The sequence below is a fragment of the Ruegeria sp. CDSA033 genome, assembly GCF_059612305.1.
Genome location: NZ_JBXWQI010000008.1, coordinates 72,157 through 90,698 on the forward strand (window position 1 = coordinate 72,157; position 18,542 = coordinate 90,698).

At 57.9% G+C, this 18,542-nt stretch carries 19 protein-coding genes and 1 pseudogene; 13 read left to right on the plus strand and 7 right to left on the minus strand.

Going from position 1 to position 18,542, the window contains the following annotated elements; all coding sequences use genetic code 11:
• Positions 1-138: 138 nt before the first annotated feature.
• The 5 genes from AC2FLA_RS12270 to rpsF form a co-directional block, all read right to left on the minus strand.
• Positions 139-627: a transglycosylase SLT domain-containing protein gene (locus tag AC2FLA_RS12270; protein ID WP_496722513.1), complete on the minus strand. Its 489-nt coding sequence runs from the start codon at positions 625-627 to the stop codon at positions 139-141.
• 154 nt (positions 628-781) lie between these two features.
• Complete coding sequence (locus AC2FLA_RS12275) at positions 782-1,138, minus strand: hypothetical protein (RefSeq protein ID WP_496722515.1); 357 nt, start codon at positions 1,136-1,138, stop codon at positions 782-784.
• 239 nt (positions 1,139-1,377) lie between these two features.
• Positions 1,378-1,998: a 50S ribosomal protein L9 gene (gene rplI, locus AC2FLA_RS12280; RefSeq protein ID WP_496722517.1), complete on the minus strand. Its 621-nt coding sequence runs from the start codon at positions 1,996-1,998 to the stop codon at positions 1,378-1,380.
• 12 nt (positions 1,999-2,010) lie between these two features.
• Positions 2,011-2,238 carry a 30S ribosomal protein S18 gene (gene rpsR, locus AC2FLA_RS12285; RefSeq protein WP_005982441.1) on the minus strand — a complete coding sequence of 76 codons (228 nt, stop codon included), beginning with the start codon at positions 2,236-2,238 and terminating at the stop codon, positions 2,011-2,013.
• 27 nt (positions 2,239-2,265) lie between these two features.
• A complete protein-coding gene (gene rpsF / locus AC2FLA_RS12290; protein WP_082637099.1) occupies positions 2,266-2,619 on the minus strand; it encodes a 30S ribosomal protein S6 in 354 nt (117 codons plus the stop codon).
• A gap of 284 nt (positions 2,620-2,903) precedes the next feature.
• Here rpsF and AC2FLA_RS12295 point away from each other — a divergent pair, with 284 nt between their 5' ends.
• Together AC2FLA_RS12295 and AC2FLA_RS12300 are read left to right on the plus strand one after the other, a co-directional pair.
• Entirely contained in the window at positions 2,904-3,422 is a 519-nt protein-coding gene (locus tag AC2FLA_RS12295; RefSeq protein ID WP_282151507.1) for a hypothetical protein, read from the plus strand.
• 128 nt (positions 3,423-3,550) lie between these two features.
• Positions 3,551-4,123 (plus strand): YceI family protein, encoded by a 573-nt coding sequence (locus AC2FLA_RS12300; RefSeq protein ID WP_282151506.1) that lies wholly within the window; start codon positions 3,551-3,553, stop codon positions 4,121-4,123.
• Positions 4,124-4,183: 60 nt separating this feature from the next.
• On the opposite strand, the gene AC2FLA_RS12305 is transcribed toward AC2FLA_RS12300, so the two are convergent.
• Positions 4,184-5,410, minus strand: a complete 1,227-nt coding sequence (locus AC2FLA_RS12305) for a cytochrome b/b6 domain-containing protein (protein WP_496722520.1) — start codon at positions 5,408-5,410, stop codon at positions 4,184-4,186.
• A gap of 161 nt (positions 5,411-5,571) precedes the next feature.
• Between AC2FLA_RS12305 and fabD the strand changes: the two genes are divergently transcribed.
• The 7 genes from fabD to mltG all read left to right on the plus strand — a co-directional run bounded on the left by fabD (position 5,572) and on the right by mltG (position 11,898).
• Positions 5,572-6,510, plus strand: a complete 939-nt coding sequence (fabD, locus tag AC2FLA_RS12310; RefSeq protein ID WP_496722522.1) for an ACP S-malonyltransferase — start codon at positions 5,572-5,574, stop codon at positions 6,508-6,510.
• Between the two features lie 42 nt (positions 6,511-6,552).
• Positions 6,553-7,290 (plus strand): 3-oxoacyl-[acyl-carrier-protein] reductase, encoded by a 738-nt coding sequence (gene fabG / locus AC2FLA_RS12315; RefSeq protein WP_058274008.1) that lies wholly within the window; start codon positions 6,553-6,555, stop codon positions 7,288-7,290.
• A 209-nt stretch (positions 7,291-7,499) separates the two neighbouring features.
• Complete coding sequence (locus AC2FLA_RS12320; protein ID WP_005982462.1) at positions 7,500-7,733, plus strand: acyl carrier protein; 234 nt, start codon at positions 7,500-7,502, stop codon at positions 7,731-7,733.
• Positions 7,734-7,872: 139 nt separating this feature from the next.
• Entirely contained in the window at positions 7,873-8,412 is a 540-nt protein-coding gene (locus tag AC2FLA_RS12325) for a GNAT family N-acetyltransferase (RefSeq protein WP_282120449.1), read from the plus strand.
• A gap of 123 nt (positions 8,413-8,535) precedes the next feature.
• Entirely contained in the window at positions 8,536-9,279 is a 744-nt protein-coding gene (locus tag AC2FLA_RS12330) for a 1-(5-phosphoribosyl)-5-[(5-phosphoribosylamino)methylideneamino]imidazole-4-carboxamide isomerase (RefSeq protein WP_496722524.1), read from the plus strand.
• 192 nt (positions 9,280-9,471) lie between these two features.
• On the plus strand, positions 9,472-10,737 hold the full coding sequence (gene fabF, locus AC2FLA_RS12335) for a beta-ketoacyl-ACP synthase II (RefSeq protein WP_496722526.1): 1,266 nt from the start codon (positions 9,472-9,474) through the stop codon (positions 10,735-10,737).
• Entirely contained in the window at positions 10,738-11,898 is a 1,161-nt protein-coding gene (gene mltG, locus AC2FLA_RS12340; protein ID WP_108860350.1) for an endolytic transglycosylase MltG, read from the plus strand.
• 39 nt (positions 11,899-11,937) lie between these two features.
• Here mltG and AC2FLA_RS12345 read toward each other — a convergent pair whose 3' ends face one another.
• Positions 11,938-13,194 (minus strand): DEAD/DEAH box helicase, encoded by a 1,257-nt coding sequence (locus AC2FLA_RS12345; protein WP_058274003.1) that lies wholly within the window; start codon positions 13,192-13,194, stop codon positions 11,938-11,940.
• Positions 13,195-13,652: 458 nt separating this feature from the next.
• Between AC2FLA_RS12345 and AC2FLA_RS12350 the strand changes: the two are divergent.
• The 4 genes and pseudogenes from AC2FLA_RS12350 (at position 13,653) to AC2FLA_RS12365 (ending at position 18,518) form a co-directional block, all read left to right on the plus strand.
• Positions 13,653-14,657 (plus strand): annotated as a pseudogene (locus AC2FLA_RS12350) (linear amide C-N hydrolase).
• A 498-nt stretch (positions 14,658-15,155) separates the two neighbouring features.
• Positions 15,156-16,526 carry a DNA-packaging protein gene (locus AC2FLA_RS12355; protein ID WP_496722529.1) on the plus strand — a complete coding sequence of 457 codons (1,371 nt, stop codon included), beginning with the start codon at positions 15,156-15,158 and terminating at the stop codon, positions 16,524-16,526.
• A 617-nt stretch (positions 16,527-17,143) separates the two neighbouring features.
• On the plus strand, positions 17,144-18,307 hold the full coding sequence (locus AC2FLA_RS12360) for a phage portal protein (protein WP_496722530.1): 1,164 nt from the start codon (positions 17,144-17,146) through the stop codon (positions 18,305-18,307).
• Positions 18,300-18,518: a GTA head formation protein, RCAP_rcc01685 family gene (locus tag AC2FLA_RS12365; RefSeq protein WP_108860356.1), complete on the plus strand. Its 219-nt coding sequence runs from the start codon at positions 18,300-18,302 to the stop codon at positions 18,516-18,518. Before AC2FLA_RS12360 ends, AC2FLA_RS12365 begins: the two co-directional genes overlap by 8 nt.
• Positions 18,519-18,542 lie beyond the last annotated feature (24 nt).

The following is an 18,542-nucleotide window of genomic DNA, read 5'->3' on the forward strand; positions in this document are numbered from 1 at the left end:
AACTGTGGTGCCTGACGCAAGCTAATTATACATATCGCTTAAGCATAATGCGTGGTTATGGCAACAGAATACCTTAGCGATTGCATAAGTCATTATTGCAACCTTTACGCTAATGACAAGCTATATCCTTACCCCACGTCACTCTGACCTTAGGCCTGTTTCAACCAGCATCCCGGCGGCCTTCGCCTCGGGGTAGTAACCTTTGGCATAAAGGAAGATAGCCCGCTTCTGGTCGCCATCTGACAAGAGCCACGCCCCACGCAGGTATTTTCCTGCGAATTCCAGATTGGTGTCTGCATCCAACAAGCCCTGAGCGTTGCCTTTGTACCCCATGGATCGCGCTGTCGCGGGCAGGATTTGCAGCAACCCGTAATAGGGGCTGTTGACGGCCCATGGCCGGTGCGTGCTTTCCCTTATGGCGAGCTTGTGCAACAGCTCGCGTGGCAATTCATAGTGGTCAGCCCACTTGTTGATTGATGCGCGCAATTCGGGGGTCTCATTGGGGTATAGCGGCGGATCAAAAGGGGCATCGCGAGAGCTCTGCTGGCCATCCAGGCCGCCGCAGGCAGCCAAGGCAGGTGCGCCGAGTAATGCAACAAGTAGAGCGCGGCGCGTGTAATGGGGCATGTGTAGTCTCCGGATGGGGTTTGGGCGCATGATAGTCCCGCCGAACGCAACCGCAAGCAGCCAGCCAGCCCGCGCGCTGATTTATGCCGGGTCTCGTTGCGTCACAACCTAGTGCCAGAGTGTTCCGTATTGGACCGGTCGGAAAGGCGGGTTGTCAAATTTCGACCTGGAACCACAGAATGATATCGGCAAACCAGATTTTGTTCTCTGTCGCGCGAAACTGAACGGTGTTGTTGATCCCCGGGTTCAGGACGGTTCCGGGGAAGGTCTCCCATAATCCACGAATGTCGCCGCCCGATATGGATGGGCCATAAATAAAGGTGTCGTTTATCTCGATCTGAAAAGCCCCTCCGGACGGTGTTGCCCAGGCTTTGAAGGCAAGGATCGGTTTTGCGCGGTTGGTTCCGATGATCAGGTTGGAAGGGATCGGGTCGCTGAAGGTCTGGCTTTCACCGGGGTTTAAAGAAAAAGAGCCGTCATTCACGACGATGTAGTTGCACAAGGATGCCATGGTGGTTTCTCCTGTCGGATCGCGATCCGCCCGGATGTGCGATCACGCAAATTGCTAATAAAATGAACTTCAAAAAAATGCGGCTGGGGCGGCAGGGGCCGCGTGACCGTAGGATAGCACAATTTCCACCCAAATTCCTGATCGCGCCGGAGGTCGCTATTTGCCATGGCCTGGCGCTCGAACACAAAAAAAGGCCGCGCCCTTCGGCGCGGCCAATCAATCTTTCAAAGGCAGCCGGATCAGGCTTTGGCTTCGTCTTCTTCAGCCGGAGCCTCTTCGGCAACCATATCGTCGTCGTCGGAAGCTGCGGATCCGATATCGTCGAACAGTTCGGCGATTTCGAATTCTGCAGCGGCCTCTTCTTCGGCAGCCAGTTCCTGGATCGACTTGCCCGAAGCCTGCAGTTCGGCTTCTTCTTGCGAACGGGCAACGTTCATTTGGATCTTGACTTCGACTTCGGGGTGCAGCTTGACCGCCAGCGAGTGCAGGCCCAGCTCTTTGATCGGAGCGATCAGAGCAATCTGCTTTTTGTCGACGGTGAAGCCAGCCTCGGTTGCGGCATCTGCGGCGTCACGCGGGGTGACCGAACCGTACAGAGCACCAGCATCCGATGCCGAGCGGATCACGATGAACTGCTGACCGTCCAGCTTTTCAGCCAGAGATTCAGCTTCTTTCTTGGTTTCCAGGTTGCGCGCCTCAAGCTGCGCTTTTTGGGATTCGAACGACGCGATGTTGGCGTTCGAAGCGCTCAGCGCTTTGCCTTGGGGCAGCAGAAAGTTGCGGGCGTAGCCAGACTTGACGTCAACGACGTCGCCCATCTGACCCAGTTTCGCAACGCGTTCCAGCAGGATAACTTGCATATCAGTCTCTCCTTACTTCACAGCGTAGGGCAGCAGGGCGAGGAAGCGGGCGCGCTTGATAGCACGGGCCAGTTCACGCTGCTTTTTTGCCGAAACGGCGGTAATGCGCGAGGGAACGATCTTGCCACGCTCAGAGATGTAGCGCTGCAGCAGACGGGTGTCTTTGTAGTCGATCTTCGGCGCGTTATCGCCCGAGAACGGGCAGACCTTGCGGCGGCGGAAAAATGGTTTTGCGGCCATGGTATATGTCCTTTCGTCAGGCGTTGATCAGCGGCGCTCGCGGCGGCCTTCGCGCTCGTCGCGCTTCTGCATCTGGACCGAAGGGCCCTCGTTGTGCTCGTCGACCTTGATGGTCAGAACGCGCATAACGTCGTCATGCAGGCGCATCAGGCGCTCCATTTCCTGAACGGCGCCAGCGGGGGCGTCGGTCTTCAGGAAGGAATAGTGACCCTTGCGGTTCTTGTTGATCTTGTAGGCCATCGTCTTGACGCCCCAGTACTCGCTTTCGACGACGTTGCCGCCGTTGTCAGCCAGAACGGTGCCGAAATGTTCGACGAGGCTTTCTGCCTGCGCGTTGGACAGGTCCTGACGCGCGATCATTACATGCTCATACAGTGGCATGTGCACTCCTGTTTCTATCAAGGCGCATTTCAAAGGCGGGGCCTGTTCGTCCTTCGCGACCCTGCCACGAGAGGCTGCGCGATTCATAACTCTTGCGAAGGATGGCCCCATATACACCATTCGCGTCGGGGGGCAAGGGCCGTCACACATGCCTTGGTGAAGTCGCGCTATTTCCTTTGCGCTGCCCAATTCCTGACGCTTTTCGGCTCAAAGTTGTTTTGCATACCGGGAACTAACCGGACAGACCGAACCAAAGACGGCAACGTGAACTAAGGTACAGAGAAATGACCGCGATGAACACGAATACCATCGAGAAGTCTGCGACCAGCACGACTTATGATCAATCGGTTCCAATTCTTATCGCATTTGCGCCGAATTGGAGGGCACGCACTATTCTGGCACGCGTCGCGGGGGCATTTTTGATCATTGTGGCGTTTTCCATGTGGCTGATGCCGGGCGCGGTGATGGCAACCGAGGTTTGGCCGATCAAGCTGGCCGCGTCGCTGACGTTCCTACTGATCGGTGTCAGCCTGCTGACCATTCAGGTGCTTGATGCGCGCCCCGATGCCTATTTTGATCCGATCCGCCGCGAAGTACGTGTGCTGCAAAAGAATGAAAACGGACGTCCTCAGACGGTACTGCGCCGCAGCTATGACACCCTGGGTGGAGCACGGTTCGATGATGATCAGGTCGAACTCTATGACGTGGACGGCAGCCTGCTGATGAAATTGCCGCTGCAATCAGCGGATGTTGGCCGAGCGCTGAAGGGCCAATTGAGCGGAAGTGTAACGATCTTCGCCTGATTTTCACTTCTGTTCATTTAGGAACAGAAATTGTTAGAGAATAAGTCTTGTGTGCCGCCCTTGGGCGGCACATTTTTGTTGTTGAGCATTCCAACTGGTTTGCACTCACAACATTTTTGGAGATAGTCATGAAATCCACCCTTCTTGCTGCTGCACTGGCCGTATCGGCGACCTCGGCGTTTGCCAGCGCCGAGAAATACGTTCTGGACCCCAGCCACAGCCAGGTTGTCTTCAACTATAACCACCTTGGTTTCTCGACCACCTATGGCATGTTCTCGGGCTTTGAAGGCGAGATCATTTTCGATCAGGAAAACCCGGCAGATTCCAGCGTGAGCGTGTCGATGCCAGTGGTCGAAATGATCACCGGCTGGAAGCCGCGCGAAGATCACTTCATGACCGAAGACTTCTTTGGCGTCGCCGAGGGTGACCTGATTTCGTTCACCTCGACCGGTATCGAAGTCACCGGCGACAACACCGCGAACATCACCGGTGATCTGACCATGAACGGCGTGACCAAGTCGGTCGTTCTGGACGCCAAGCTGAACCAGGTTGGCGAGCATCCGATGGCGGGCAAGCCCTGGGCCGGTTTTGATGCCACCACCACTCTGGTCCGAAGCGAATTCGACCTGGGCCAGTTCGCACCGTTTGTAAGCGATGAGGTTGAGGTTCGTATTTCGGTAGAGGCGCAAAAGGCCGAGTAAGCCTGCCTTACGTGCAAAAAAGAGACCGCCGGGACCCGTCAGGCCTCGGCGGTTTTTTCTTTATTCGGCTTGGGTGGCGGTCAGTTCAACCGCAACTTTGACGGCAAAGGCCAGCGAGTCCTCGGTTGGTTGTGTCGTACCGACGTCGTAATCCAGACGGTTCAGATCCAACTCTCCCTGCATCTTGGCGGTGCCGTCCTGCAGGTCCAACTCGAACGGCAGGACGACGTCCATGGTTTTGTCGCGAATGGTCAAAGTGCCGCGTGCCTCATAGGCCAGATCGGTCTTGAACAGATCTGCGGTAAAATTCGCGGTCGGGAACTGAGCGCTGTCAAAAAAACCCGCGCCAAGGGCCTGTTGTGTCACGGTGCCGATAGTCAATGAGCCGATGGCGATTGTCACATCAACAGCCCCGGCCGGTCCGGGTTCCGCAGGGTCGTCGAATATGATTGCCGCAGTCCAGTCGGAAAACGCGCCGCTAACGGGGCTGCCCAATTGGGTGATCGTGATCGCTAGCGAACCTTCCTGCACCTGCCAGTCGGATTGCACCGCCTCCAATTCGGCAGATGCATGATTACCGGTCGGATGTGCCGAGTAGGCTCCGTCGAACCACCCGATGCTAATAGCAACGGCCCAGATCACGACTGCTGCGACGACGGGGGCAGGTGAGTGCCATTGCGTTGGCGGTTCCGGCAAATCCACCCGTCCGGGCAGCATGCGGCGCAATGTGCTGTCTCTGTCGATCACGTGGTGCTTGAGCGCGCCAACGATATGCAAAACCAGAGCACCCACTAGCACCAGCATCAGAACGAAGTGTAACCCGGCGCTTGTTTCGGCCAACGCGGGGGATTTGGGCACAAAGGGCAGGTTCTGCCCGATCGGCCAAAGGATCGGCGCAAACCCTTCGGTGGCCGCATGGTGAATCCAGCCTGTCAGGGGAACCAGAACCAGCGAGCCATACAACAGCCAGTGGACGGTTTCCGCAGCAAATGCCTCGGGCTTGTTTTCAGCATTGAGCAATCCTGGTTTGGGCTGGCTGATCGCCCACAAGATACGGGCAAGCGCCACGAAGAAGACTGTGACCCCGATAGTTTTGTGTAGCGAAAACAGCTGCGCGGCGTGTTGCAGGTCTTCCGGTGTCGTTGGAATGGCCGGGTCTTCAATTGCGTGCGCCAGTTGGTTCGCGAACCACCCAATCGGAAGCGCTGTCAGAATGAGCAAGGCCGTCAGCCAGTGGAAGGTTTTCGAAACGCCTCCATAGCTTTGGGTGGTGTTGGCAAGGGGCATGGGTTCTCGACTCCGATCTGTTTGCTATGGCCACCCTAAATGCAGCGCGGGCCGACACAATAGCCTCTGACGCACAGAATGCGTGTCAGGATGCAGAGCTTGTGCCGCTCGTTCACTCGGTTTACACCCCATCGCAACCTAACGTCATCCAAGAGGTTGCAATGACACGCGCGTTCGTTTTTCCGGGGCAGGGCGCCCAAACCATCGGTATGGGCAAAGCACTGGCCGAGGCCTATCCGGCTGCACAGGCAGTTTTCGACGAGGTCGATGAAGCGCTTGGTGAAAAGCTGAGTAACCTGATTTGGGAAGGTGACATTGCCGAACTAACGTTGACGCAGAACGCACAGCCGGCGCTGATGGCGACCTCGATGGCCGCGATGCGCGCGTTGGAGGCCGAAGGTGTTGCCGTCACGGACGCTGCATATGTAGCTGGGCATTCGCTGGGGGAATACTCAGCGCTTGCGGCAGCTGGTGCGCTGTCGATTGCGGATACGGCGCGTTTGTTGCGGACACGTGGTCAGGCGATGCAAAGCGCCGTTCCCGTTGGTGAAGGCGCAATGGCCGCAATTCTGGGGCTGGACCTTGAGGCGGTGCGTGCCGTCGCAGAAGAGGCTGCACAGGGCGAGGTCTGTCAGGCCGCGAACGACAACGACCCTACACAGGTGGTTGTGTCGGGTGCGAAAGCGGCCGTGGAACGTGCTGCCGAGATTGCCAAGGAAAATGGTGCCAAGCGCGCTGTGATGTTGCCCGTGAGCGCCCCGTTCCATTGTGCGTTGATGCAACCCGCCGCAGATGTGATGGCCGAGGCGCTGGCCGCAGTTGAAATCAAGGCCCCAGCGGTTCCGCTGATCGCCAATGTGCGGGCTGAGGCTGTCAGCGACCCGGACCTGATCCGTCAGTTGCTGGTCGAGCAGATAACCGGTTCTGTGCGCTGGCGTGAAAGCGTGCTGTATATGGCGGCGCAAGGCGTGACCGAGACATGGGAGATCGGTGCAGGGAAAGCGCTTTCGGGGATGATCCGCAAGATCGACCGCGCGATTGCTGGCAAGGCTGTAGGCACGCCGGATGACGTGCAGAATATGGTTAAGAGCGAATCATAAGAACAACGTGCGACGCAAGTTGCGCTGCAAAGGGAAGATCGAATGTTTGATTTGACAGGTAAGAATGCGTTGATCACCGGTGCGTCCGGCGGGATTGGTGGCGAGATTGCGCGCGTGCTGCACGGTGCGGGGGCCACGGTTGCGCTGTCCGGCACACGTGTCGAACCGCTGGAGGCATTGGCCGCCGAACTGGGCGAGCGGGCGCATGTTCTGCCATGCAACCTGAGTGACGGCGAGGCTGTTTCCGCACTGCCAAAGCAAGCGGCTGAGGCGATGGGGTCGGTTGATATCTTGGTCAACAACGCCGGGATTACCCGGGACAACTTGTTCATGCGTATGTCGGATGACGAATGGCAGAGCGTGATCGACGTAAACATGACCTCGACCGCCAAGTTGTGCAAAGGCGTCCTGCGGGGCATGATGAAAGCCCGTTGGGGTCGGATCATCAACATCTCATCCGTGGTTGGCGCCACCGGCAACCCCGGTCAAGCGAACTATGCCGCGTCCAAGGCGGGTATGGTCGGTATGACGAAGTCGTTGGCCTATGAAGTTGCCAGTCGTGGGATCACGGCTAACGCGGTTGCGCCCGGCTTCATCACCACAGCCATGACCGACAAGCTGACCGACGATCAGAAATCGGGCATTTTGGGGCAGGTTCCCGCCGGTCGTATGGGCGATGCGTCGGAAATTGCGGCGGCTGTTCTGTATCTTGCCAGCCCCGAAGCTGGATATGTTACCGGAACCACCTTGCATGTTAACGGCGGTATGGCCATGTTGTGAGCGCGGACAGGGGCAGGTGCGAAAGCGTTTGCCTCGCGCGTTGTCTATGCTATAGGCGGCGCATAAATGCTGGGGTCGACCAAATGGTCGGCCTTCTACTTTCCCGGTCATCCGGGACCCAACCGCCCGCACCGGGCAAATCAAAGCCAGCCTGAGCGGGCAAGGGCAGAACCGGGCACTAGGCCCTGAAAACGGAATGAGGAATAGACATGAGCGACGTCGCAGATCGCGTTAAAAAGATCGTTGTTGAGCACCTGGGTGTTGAAGAAGACAAAGTGACCGAAAACGCGTCCTTCATCGACGATCTGGGCGCAGACAGCCTGGACACTGTTGAGCTGGTTATGGCCTTCGAAGAAGAGTTCGGCATCGAAATCCCCGATGACGCAGCCGAGACCATCCAGACATTTGGCGACGCCGTCAAATTCATCTCGGAAGCTTCCTAAAGCTTCGAAATAATTAAAAAGCGGCGCTTCCGGGCAACGGAGGCGCCGTTTTTTTGTGCCTTGTTCAATTCTGCCTTGCAAGGTGCCGTATTCGTTCGCAACCTTTTGCCCGAGGCACATAATTCAAAGCGGGCAGGGCATGATACGATCCACCCCTATGATCAATACGGCCCGTTTGACGCTGTGCGCCATGCGGCCAGAAGATTTCAACCGGTTCGCCGAGATTTGGCGCAACCCATGCATCGTACGACATATCGGCGGCAAGCCGCGGTCGCGCGGGGAGGCTTGGGATTCATTCCTTCGAAATGCCGGGCACTGGCAAATGGCCGGTTTCGGGCAATGGGCCGTGGTCCAGCAGTCGAATCGCCAGATGGTCGGTCAGGCGGGGTTCTTTTACGGTAACCGTTCGATTGGCGAGGATTTCGACAGTTTTCCCGAGGCCGGATGGATCCTGGTCCCCGAGGCGCAGGGACAGGGATTGGGGCTGGAGGCGGCACAAGCCGCACATGATTGGTTTGACCGGATCATGCCCGGTCCGTTGGTCGCGATGGTGAATTCGGCGAACTTGGCCTCGCGCAATCTGGCGGGCAAGCTGGGCTATACCCCGATGCGCGAATGTGCGTTCAACGGCAGCGACGTCACGCTTATGCGTCGCAACGGACCGCCGCCGCGCCACTGACAATTTGAGACTTCCCGAATGCCGCAAACCGGCCGTAGTTTGCCGATCCTGGTAATAACGGACCGATCTTCCGCGTGTATGGTACTCTGGAATTGCAGAGCGATTGAGCGGAGGAGAATGCTCATGAGGATTTACCCCACGATGGAATTGCAGAATGGCCGGTGTGTCACACTGGACAAGGGCCGTCTGGACGACGCGATGATCTGGCATGTGAATCCGGCGGAAACGGCACGCAGCTGGTCCGCAGCCGGTGCCATGTGGATGCATCTGACGGATTTCGATGCGATCGAAGGCCGCGATACCAACGCCGAATTGGTCGAGGAAATTATCCGCACGTCTGAGATGTCGGTGCAACTGGCCGGCGGTATGCGGACGCGGGAACAGGTCGAATACTGGATCGACAAAGGCGCGGGACGGGTAGTGATTGGTACGCTTGCGGCCTGGGACCCGAATCTGGTCAAGGAATTGGCCAAACTGTACCCGGACCAGATCGTTTTGGCTTTGGATGTCTGGCAGGGTCAGGTTATGACCGAAGGTTGGCGTAGTCAGAGTGCATTTACGCCCGAAGCGTTTATTCAGGCCTTCGAGGGCACGCCGTTCGCGGCGATTCTGGTGACCGATATCGACAGCGACATCGAAGACGTTGATGCGCAGCTGGGTCTGATCTCGGGTCTTGCACAACTGTCGCGCACGCCGGTTATTGCCAGCGGTGTCGTCCGGACATCGGATGACATCTCGCGACTGGCCTATGTGCACAACATCTCGGGCGCATTGGTTGGGCGGGCTTTGTTCCGCAAGACGATTGACTTGGCAGACGCGCTTAACGTGGCCGAGCAGGCCCACGAGCCGGTCGCTGAATTCCAGTAAAGCTGTCTTGCACGCCATTGCCCCGGCCTTTCAATTCCCTGAAAGAGCCGGGGCAATTTGTTTTGGTACAAGCCGCACAGACGGACCGTCCGGCGAAATGGTGCCGGGTGGGAATGTGCCGTTGCTCTTGCCCCCGGACCCCGGGCCGGGGTATGAGCGGTTCTCAAATAGGAAGCAGGCAAGAGGCATTTCATGCGCAGAGTCGTTGTAACCGGTCTGGGATTGGTCACTCCTTTGGCCAGCGGGGTCGAGAAATCTTGGTCACGGCTGCTGGATGGGGAATCCGGCGCGGGCCCGATCACGAAATTTGATGCCGAAGCAAGCGGTGTCACCACGACCTATGCCTGCGAAGTTCCGCGCGGCGATGGAACTGACGGGACATTCAATCCCAACGATTGGTTGCCGCCAAAAGAGCAACGCAAGATCGAAGACTTTATCCTGTATTCGATCGCTGCCGCTGACATGGCTTGTCAGGATGCAAACTGGCTGCCCGAGGATGAAGAGGACCGCCTGCGTACAGGTGTGCTGATCGGATCGGGTATCGGCGGGCTGGGCTCTATAGCTGAAACGGCGAACCTGATCCGCGACAAAGGTCCGCGTCGTGTATCACCCTTCTTTATTCCCGGCGCGCTGATCAACCTGGCATCCGGCCAGGTTTCTATCCGCCACGGGTTCAAGGGACCCAACCACTCGGTCGTTACGGCTTGTTCGACAGGTGCGCATGCAATCGGCGACGCCAGCCGCATCATTCGCGCAGGCGACGCGGAAGTCATGGTTGCTGGTGGCGGCGAAGGCTGTATTTGCGAGATCGGTATCGCTGGCTTTAACGCATGCAAGGCGCTGTCGACCAAATATGCCGATGATCCGAAGAAAGCCAGCCGCCCGTATGACCTGGACCGTGACGGCTTTGTCATGGGCGAGGGCGCAGGCATCGTGGTTCTGGAAGAATACGAGCACGCCAAGGCGCGCGGTGCGAAGATCTATGCCGAAGTGCTGGGGTACGGCATGTCCGGCGATGCTTATCACATCACCGCACCGTCCGAGGATGGTGATGGCGCTGAGCGTTCCATGAAGGCCGCATTGCGCAGCGCCGGGTTGGAGCCTTCGGATCTTGACTATATCAACGCGCATGGCACATCGACCATGGCGGATACGATCGAACTGGGCGCAGTTGAGCGCCTGTTAGGTGATCACGCCAGCAAGGCCACAATGACCTCGACCAAATCGGCCACCGGTCACCTTTTGGGTGCGGCTGGCGCTATCGAGGCTATTTTCTCGATCCTAGCGATCCGGGATCAGGTGGCTCCGCCGACGATCAATCTGGATAACCCAGCCGTTGAAACTCCGATTGATCTGGCACCCAACGCCAAACGTGAGCGTGAGATCAATGTGGCGTTGTCGAATTCGTTCGGCTTTGGCGGCACCAATGCCAGCGTGATCTTCGGAAAGGTCAGCTAAATGTTGCGGGCTCTTGCTTCGAACGCGCTGACTCTGCTGATTGTAGGCTTGTTCCTGATGGGCGGGCTGGTTGTGTGGGGGCAGTCGCAATACAAGGCCGAGGGTCCGCTGGAATCCGCCATGTGCCTGCAGGTCAGGAGCGGGTCGAATATGACCCGTGTCAGCCAAGAGCTTGAAGATGACGGAGCCATCAGCAGCGCCATGATCTTTCGCATGGCGGCGGACTACACGGATAAGTCGCAGCAGCTGAAAGCCGGTAGCTTTCTGGTGCGCGAAGGCGCGTCGATGGAGCAGATCATCGACGAGATCACAAGCAGCGGTGCCAGCACCTGCGGGTCCGAGATTGAATACCGTATCGGTGTCACGCGCATCCAGACCCGCGTACGCGAGTTGGACCCGGCAACGTTGGAGTTTGTCGAGATCGCATCGTTTGATGTGACCGACGAGGAAATTCCTGCCGAATACGGTCAAAAGCGCGAAGAGGCCGATACCCGATACCGTGTGTCCGTTGCCGAGGGCGTGACCTCTTGGCAGGTGGCGCAAGGCTTGCAGGCGATTGAACCGCTGACAGGTGAGATTGCCGAGATCCCGGCCGAAGGGATGTTGGCACCTGACAGCTATGATTTGGCACTGGGTGATGACCGGACGGCCGTTCTGCAGGCGATGCAAGACAAGCAACAATTGCGCATCAACGCAGTGTGGGAGAACCGCCAAGGCGACCTTCCCATCAGCAGCCCAGAGGAAATGCTGATCCTTGCGTCGATCATCGAAAAGGAAACCGGTGTTCCCAATGAACGCGGGCAGGTCGCAAGCGTCTTTGTGAACCGGCTTGAGCAAGGAATGAAACTGCAGACAGACCCGACGGTCATCTATGGCGTCACCAAGGGTCAAGGCACGCTGGGGCGCGGGCTGCGTCGCAGTGAGCTACGCCGTGCAACACCTTGGAATACTTATGTGATAGACGGTTTGCCGCCGACACCCATTGCCAACCCAGGTTTGGCCAGCCTTGAGGCTGCCGTTGCCCCGGAAGAGACCAACTTTGTCTTCTTTGTTGCGGATGGCACCGGGGGGCACGCATTCGCGGAAACCTTGCAGGAACACAATCGGAACGTCGCCAAGTGGCGAGAGATTGAGGCTGAAAGAAACAGCTCGAGCAACTAAGAAAAAAGGCCGCGTCAAAAACGCGGCCTTTTCTTTTTGTTATGCGGCGGGACGTCCGCGTGGACGACGACGCTTCGAGGACGCGGGCTTCGATGTCGAATTTGCCCCCTGCGGTCTACGCCCTCGGAACCCTCCGCGATTACGGGTTTTCTTGGGCTCGGAAAATTCTGGCATGGTGCCGCTGGCGACCGGAATTTCGATCTTCATAAGCTTCTGAATCTGGCGCAGCTGATCCACCTCGTCCGGTGAGCAGAATGCGATAGCTTCACCTTCGCGACCAGCACGGGCTGTGCGCCCGATGCGGTGCACATAGTTGTCGGGCACCTCGGGCAGGTCATAGTTGATCACATAGGCAACACCGGGAATGTCGATGCCACGCGCGGCCACGTCGGTCGCGACCAATACGTTGATCTCTCCGGCCCGGAACGCCTTGATCGCGCGGTCGCGCTGTCCCTGGCTTTTGTTGCCGTGGATCGAGGCCGCGTTGAAACCATCGGCCACAAGGCCTTTCATCAGTTTCTCGGCTCCGTGTTTGGTACGGGAAAACACCAAGGTCAGAGCCTCCATGTCAGCGGACAGAATTTCGCGCAGTTTCCGCGGTTTGCCGGCCCTGTCGACGAAATGCACGGACTGCGTGATCTTGTCAGCCGCTTTACCTGGAGGCGAGACCTGCACCCGCTGCGGGTTGGTCAGATAGGATTGGCTGAGTTCCTCCATCTGCTTCGGCATAGTGGCCGAAAACAGCATGGTTTGACGCGGCGTGCCCAGCTTGGGTGCGATTTTGCGCAGGGCGTGGATAAAGCCCATGTCCAACATCTGGTCGGCCTCGTCCAGTACAAGGTGTCGCACCGAGCCGAGGTCAACGGCACCGCGTTCCATCAGGTCGATCAAACGCCCGGGCGTGGCGACCAGAATGTCGGTGCCGCGCGACAGGAACGAGATCTGTCTGCCGATCGACTGGCCACCGACCACGGTGGCCACGCGCAGCTTGGTCTTGTCGGTCAGGTTGCGCAGGCTATCCGCGATCTGGTTGACCAGCTCGCGGGTGGGGGCAAGGATCAGCGCCTTGGCGGTTTTGGGCGCGGGTTTGCCGGACTGCGCCAACAAGTGGTCGATCAGCGGCAGCCCGAAGGCCAGCGTCTTACCGGTGCCGGTCTGCGCCAGGCCCAGGATGTCGTGACCGTTCAGCGCCAGCGGGATGGCCTGGTTCTGAATAGGCGTCGGTTGTGAGAAATTGGCACGTTTCAGTGCATCGTTGAGGGCTGGTGCAAGACCCAGCATGTCGAAGTCGAACAAATAACTATCCTTTGTAATCCGCAAGGCGATAGCCGCACGGACAAGACGTGTCTGGCCACGCAGCGCGTGACCGGCAGGGTTTCCGCTAAACCTCGGGACGTGCAGGCGAACCCTGCGCCATCTGGCGTCGCGTCAAGAACCCTGCGTGAATGGGAACTAGGAGAAGTAGTGATGCGCTGTGGGGTCTGCTACGACCGTCAATGCTCACGCGTCAGCGCTGTCTTAAGGTGGCACATGCTAGTTTTGCTAACAATTGTCAAGGCATGAACTGCGAAGTGGGAACATGTACCGGCCGCGGCCGTCAGGGAATGGATTGTTCAAATAGAAAACCCCGAGGTACTTCTTGGCTTTTATAACAACGGTAAATATCCGATCCTTAGGAGGGATGACTTTTTGTGTATGACCAAAAAAGGATCCCAGAAATGTGCGTGAAAATACTTGTAGCTTCCACTCTGACCGTGGTTCTAGCCGCGTCTTCAGCAATCGCTTGCTCTCGGATCGTCTATGAAAAGGCAGACGGATCCTTCCTCACGGGGAGGACGCTTGACTGGTTCGAAGATACTTCAACAGATATTTGGGCCTTCCCGCGGGGCATGGACCGAGACGGTGGTGCCGGAGAGAATTCGATCGAATGGACGTCCAAATACGGCTCTGTCGTGGCAACGATCTATGACGGAGCAACTGTTGACGGCTTGAATTATGGCGGGCAGGTCGGCAATGCTCTCTATCTCGCCGAAGCGGATTACGGGACGGAAAATGCCGGAGACAAACCTCTCATTTCTGTCGGAGGGTGGTTGTAGTATTTTCTGGATAACTTTGCAACAGTTGAAGAAGCTGTTGCAGCTATGGAGCAAGAGCCATTTGTGATTGTAGCGCCGATGTTGCCAAGCGGACATGAAGCAGGTGGGCATATTGCGCTATCTGATGCGTCTGGTGACAGTGCAATATTCGAGTATCTCGATGGCGAGCTGGTTATCCACCATGGCCGCGAATTTACTGTCATGACGAACTCTCCTACTTTTGACGAACAACTCGCTATCACCACTTATTGGAGTGAAGTTAACGGTCTTTCGTTTTTGCCCGGAACCCATCGGTCTTCCGACCGGTTTGCGCGGTTGAGCTGGAATCTGAATGCCGTTCCCTCGTTCGAAGACAAAAACGATGCGACGGCAGCGGTGTTCTCTCTCGTGCGATTAATTTCCGTACCATTTGGTGTGACGGACCCGGAGCGCCCAAACATCGCATCGACAACCTGGCGTACAGTCGCTGATCATGAGCTGTGTCGGTACTATTATGAGAGCGTGTTCAGCCCTACATTGTTTTGGATGGATATCGAAAACCTTGATCTCTCCGATGGGGCTTCTACCCTGAAACTGGAACTTGGCGAAAAGCCCATCCTTGCGGGCGAGGTTTCGGCCAGCTTTGAACCTTCCGAGCCATTTCTTTTTCTTGGCGATACGTAACGTTGTAGTCACGGAGCTCAACCACTGACGACCGTCTGCCACATGGTCCTATCAGTAAAGGCCTCTTAACTATCAGCGCACGTTACCCGTTGCGCCGTTGTTGCGCAAAGCATTGACTTTGCGGGCTTTCTCTCGTATAAGTTGTGTCATGCTAGAAGAGGTGGGCGACGGCCCCGGGGCGACCCGGTGGCCGTTTTTCGTTTCTCTCGTGCGGAGATCACTCACGCATGAGGTCACAGGCACACATGACTTTGATTACCCCGGAAGAGCGGATGTCCCAGACGGCTGATTTGTTGCAGTCGCTTGAGAGATCCATTCGCGATCTGCGCCAAGCAGCGGAAGAACTGCGCAAACAGATCGGTGCCGGGGAGGATGCAGATCTTGCTGGTTCAGCCAAGCAACTCGGGCAGTTAGAGGGGCTGATCCGAAGTTGTCAGAAAGTGGAGACAAGCTTTGTCGAACAACATCATAGACAAGCCGGAATTGCCCAGGGGGGGTATGCGCTCGACCTTGAGCGCGCTCGATTTGAGATTGGGTGCAGGCTGGCTCGCCTCCGCGCCTGCTGCGGTTCGGGACAGATTTCTGAGTGAGATCAGGGAGGGGGGGCTGTGCGCCCTCCCTTTCCTGTTCGAGTTCTGGGCACTGCCGCATCAGTTGCCGCCCGAAGGCGACTGGCGGTCCTGGGTGATTATGGGCGGGCGCGGGGCTGGCAAAACGCGGGCCGGGGCCGAATGGGTGCGACAGGTGGTCGAGGGGTCTTTGCCGTTGGATAAGGGCGAGGCGTGTCGTGTGGCGTTGGTGGGTGAGACCTTCGATCAGGTGCGAGATGTGATGATCTTTGGCGATAGCGGGATTCTGCAGTGTTCTCCGCCGGATCGTCGACCACTGTGGAAGGCGTCGGAACGCAAATTGGTTTGGCCAAACGGGGCCGAGGCGCAGGCGTTTTCAGCGCATGATCCCGAAGGGTTGCGCGGGCCTCAGTTCGATGCGGCCTGGGTGGATGAGTTGGCTAAGTGGAAGAAGGCGGGCGAGACCTGGGATATGCTGCAATTTGCGCTGCGCTTGGGTGAGCGGCCTCGGGTCTGTGTGACGACCACGCCGCGAAATGTGAAGGTTTTGAAGGAATTGCTGGCATCTCCGTCCACCGTGCAGACCCATGCGCCGACCGAGGCGAACAGGGCCAATCTGGCGGATTCGTTTCTGGAAGAGGTACGCGCGCGCTATGCGGGCACGCGGCTGGGGCGGCAGGAGTTGGACGGCGTGCTGCTGTCGGATGCCGAGGGGGCGTTGTGGACCGGGGCGATGCTGGACGCGGCGCGAGTTGAAAATGTACCAGAGTTGGACCGTATAGTGGTGGCGCTGGACCCGGCGGTGACGGCTGGGTCGAATGCAGATGCCTGTGGGATCGTGGTGGTCGGCGCTCAGGTGCAAGGGCCGCCCGAGGAGTGGCGCGCCTATGTACTGGCCGACCGAACGGTGCAGGATGTTGGCCCGGCAGGCTGGGCGCAGGCGGCAATTGACGCGATGGATGAGTTCGGGGGTGAACGGCTGGTGGCTGAGGTCAATCAGGGCGGGCAACTGGTGGAAGAGGTCGTGCGGCAGGTGGACCCTCTGGTTCCTTATCGCGCGGTGCGGGCCTCGCGCGGGAAGGTGGCGCGGGCTGAGCCTGTGGCAGCTTTGTACGAACAGGGGCGGGTGGCGCATGTTGCCGGGCTGGACGCACTGGAGGAGCAGATGTGCCAGATGACCGCACGGGGATTCGAGGGGCAGGGCTCCCCAGATCGGGTCGACGCGCTGGTCTGGGCGTTGCATGAGCTGGTTGTCGGGCCAGCGGGGGCGTATCGGCGGCCTAGGGTGCGGAGTTTGTGAGTAGACTTAAATTGGCTAAGAAACAACTGAGTTACTAGCTATCAAAGATCAGTGGCGGGCAATTTCACCAAATCTTGGAATGAATTTTAGCTGCGCCATGGAACGTGTAGAGCTGTTTGAACTTTCTCTTGATATTATTTTTTTTGAATTTGTAGATGATCCGAATATGGCATCTTAAAAACTGGAGTAGACTGTATTGTTAGGCAAGCACTGGAGCTGGTTGATTTTCCTGATCATCGTACTTTTGCCCGTGGTGGTCTATTTGTTTGAAGAGGAACGAAGCGAAGGCTGGGAACAAATCGTAGCATTTTACGCTCTGCTGGTGGGATTTTTTCTATTTTCGTGGTTTCGAAAAAAGAAATAGCTCGTTCAGCTCAAGTGTTTTGTGGTGCTTTTAGGGCGAGCGCTCTGGCTGATACCTGGAATGGGAATTGATTTGAAACTCACACATTCCCAATAGAGAAGCCGTGTGGGCCACTGAGCACTACATTTAGATAGATGACACGCTTTTGCTCCCGTTGCCTATCCCCCGTACGCCCCATTCCCGAGGCTTAAACTTCTTTCCGTCATAAATCCTTTCAACAAGCCGGGCAGAGCGGCGGCAGAAAGGAGCACAGATGGTATTCGATTTCTTGCGTCGTGGAACGGTTGGTGAGGCGCCTGAGGCGAAGGCGAGCGCGGCGGGGCCTGTGGTTGCGTGGCAGACGGGTGGACGCGTGGCGTGGAGCCCCAGGGATGCGGTTTCGCTGACGCGGACGGGGTTTTCGGGGAACCCTGTGGGGTTTCGATCCGTCAAGTTGATTGCCGAGGCGGCGGCGGCACTGCCTCTGGTGCTGCAGGATCAGGTGCAGCGCTATGATGTGCATCCGATCCTGTCCCTGATGCGCCGTCCGAATGCGGCGCAGGGGCGGGCGGAGTTGATGGAGGCTTTGTTTGGGCAGTTGTTGCTGTCGGGGAACGCCTATGTCGAGGCGGCACAGGTTGAGGATGGATTGCCGGTTGAACTGCACGTCCTGCGCTCGGACCGGATGAGCGTGGTGCCGGGGGCGGATGGGTGGCCCAAGGCGTATGACTATACGGCGGGCGGCAAGACGCATCGTTTCCCGGCTGATGCGATCTGTCATATCAAGTCATTCCACCCCCAAGACGACCACTATGGGTTCTCGCCAATGCAGGCGGCAGCGATGGCGATTGATGTGCATAACAGCGCGTCGCGGTGGTCGAAATCTCTGCTGGACAATGCCGCGCGGCCTTCGGGGGCGCTGGTGTGGAAGGGCGGCGATGGCCATGGGGTGATGGCTGAGGATCAGTTCCGCCGCTTGTCCGATGAGATTGAGCAGAACTATCGCGGGGCGCGCAATGCAGGCCGTCCGATGGTTCTGGAAGGGGGGCTCGATTGGAAGCCGATGGGTTTCTCACCCTCTGACATGGAGTTTCAAAAGACCAAGGAAGCCGCCGCCCGCGAGATCGCGCTGGCCTTTGGGGTCCCGCCGATGCTGCTGGGAATTCAAGGCGACGCGACCTATTCGAACTATCAGGAGGCCAACCGGGCGTTTTACCGCCTGACCGTTCTGCCCCTGGTGACGCGGGTGGCGGCGGCGGTGTCGGAATGGCTGGCGGGCTTTACTGGCGAAGAACTGGTGTTGAAACCCGACCTGGATCAGGTGCCGGCGCTGTCGGCGGAGCGGGATGCGCAATGGGCGCGGGTCAACGGCGCCGAGTTCCTGACTGATGCCGAGAAACGCGTGATGCTGGGGTTGCCGGAGCGTGCAGATGGCTGAGGGGTATCCGCCGTTTGATTGTGCGCCGGGCCTGCGTCTGGCTGCGCATGAACGGGTGGCCGAGATCCAGCACGCGCATCTATGCAGGCGGCTGGATCAGATCGAAGAGATGATGGAGCGGCTGGAGAAACGGCTGTGGTTGACGGTCTATGGAGTCGTTGCGGTGATCCTGGCGCAAGCGTTTCAGTCAATTCTGGTGGTGTCGCCATGAATTCAGAGGCTTATGAGGAGGTGT

Excerpts from the sequence above, each read along its gene's own strand:
- fabD (WP_496722522.1), top strand. The coding sequence starts at position 5,572 with ATGACACGCGCGTTCGTTTTTCCGGGGCAGGGCGCCCAAACCATCGGT.
- mltG (WP_108860350.1), top strand. The coding sequence starts at position 10,738 with ATGTTGCGGGCTCTTGCTTCGAACGCGCTGACTCTGCTGATTGTAGGC.
- AC2FLA_RS12300 (WP_282151506.1), top strand. The coding sequence starts at position 3,551 with ATGAAATCCACCCTTCTTGCTGCTGCACTGGCCGTATCGGCGACCTCG.
- AC2FLA_RS12270 (WP_496722513.1), bottom strand. The coding sequence starts at position 627 with ATGCCCCATTACACGCGCCGCGCTCTACTTGTTGCATTACTCGGCGCA.
- AC2FLA_RS12275 (WP_496722515.1), bottom strand. The coding sequence starts at position 1,138 with ATGGCATCCTTGTGCAACTACATCGTCGTGAATGACGGCTCTTTTTCT.
- fabF (WP_496722526.1), top strand. The coding sequence starts at position 9,472 with ATGCGCAGAGTCGTTGTAACCGGTCTGGGATTGGTCACTCCTTTGGCC.
- rpsR (WP_005982441.1), bottom strand. The coding sequence starts at position 2,238 with ATGGCCGCAAAACCATTTTTCCGCCGCCGCAAGGTCTGCCCGTTCTCG.
- AC2FLA_RS12355 (WP_496722529.1), top strand. The coding sequence starts at position 15,156 with ATGCGCTCGACCTTGAGCGCGCTCGATTTGAGATTGGGTGCAGGCTGG.
- fabG (WP_058274008.1), top strand. The coding sequence starts at position 6,553 with ATGTTTGATTTGACAGGTAAGAATGCGTTGATCACCGGTGCGTCCGGC.
- AC2FLA_RS12360 (WP_496722530.1), top strand. The coding sequence starts at position 17,144 with ATGGTATTCGATTTCTTGCGTCGTGGAACGGTTGGTGAGGCGCCTGAG.
- AC2FLA_RS12325 (WP_282120449.1), top strand. The coding sequence starts at position 7,873 with ATGATACGATCCACCCCTATGATCAATACGGCCCGTTTGACGCTGTGC.
- rplI (WP_496722517.1), bottom strand. The coding sequence starts at position 1,998 with ATGCAAGTTATCCTGCTGGAACGCGTTGCGAAACTGGGTCAGATGGGC.
- rpsF (WP_082637099.1), bottom strand. The coding sequence starts at position 2,619 with ATGCCACTGTATGAGCATGTAATGATCGCGCGTCAGGACCTGTCCAAC.
- AC2FLA_RS12330 (WP_496722524.1), top strand. The coding sequence starts at position 8,536 with ATGAGGATTTACCCCACGATGGAATTGCAGAATGGCCGGTGTGTCACA.
- AC2FLA_RS12365 (WP_108860356.1), top strand. The coding sequence starts at position 18,300 with ATGGCTGAGGGGTATCCGCCGTTTGATTGTGCGCCGGGCCTGCGTCTG.
- AC2FLA_RS12305 (WP_496722520.1), bottom strand. The coding sequence starts at position 5,410 with ATGCCCCTTGCCAACACCACCCAAAGCTATGGAGGCGTTTCGAAAACC.
- AC2FLA_RS12320 (WP_005982462.1), top strand. The coding sequence starts at position 7,500 with ATGAGCGACGTCGCAGATCGCGTTAAAAAGATCGTTGTTGAGCACCTG.
- AC2FLA_RS12295 (WP_282151507.1), top strand. The coding sequence starts at position 2,904 with ATGACCGCGATGAACACGAATACCATCGAGAAGTCTGCGACCAGCACG.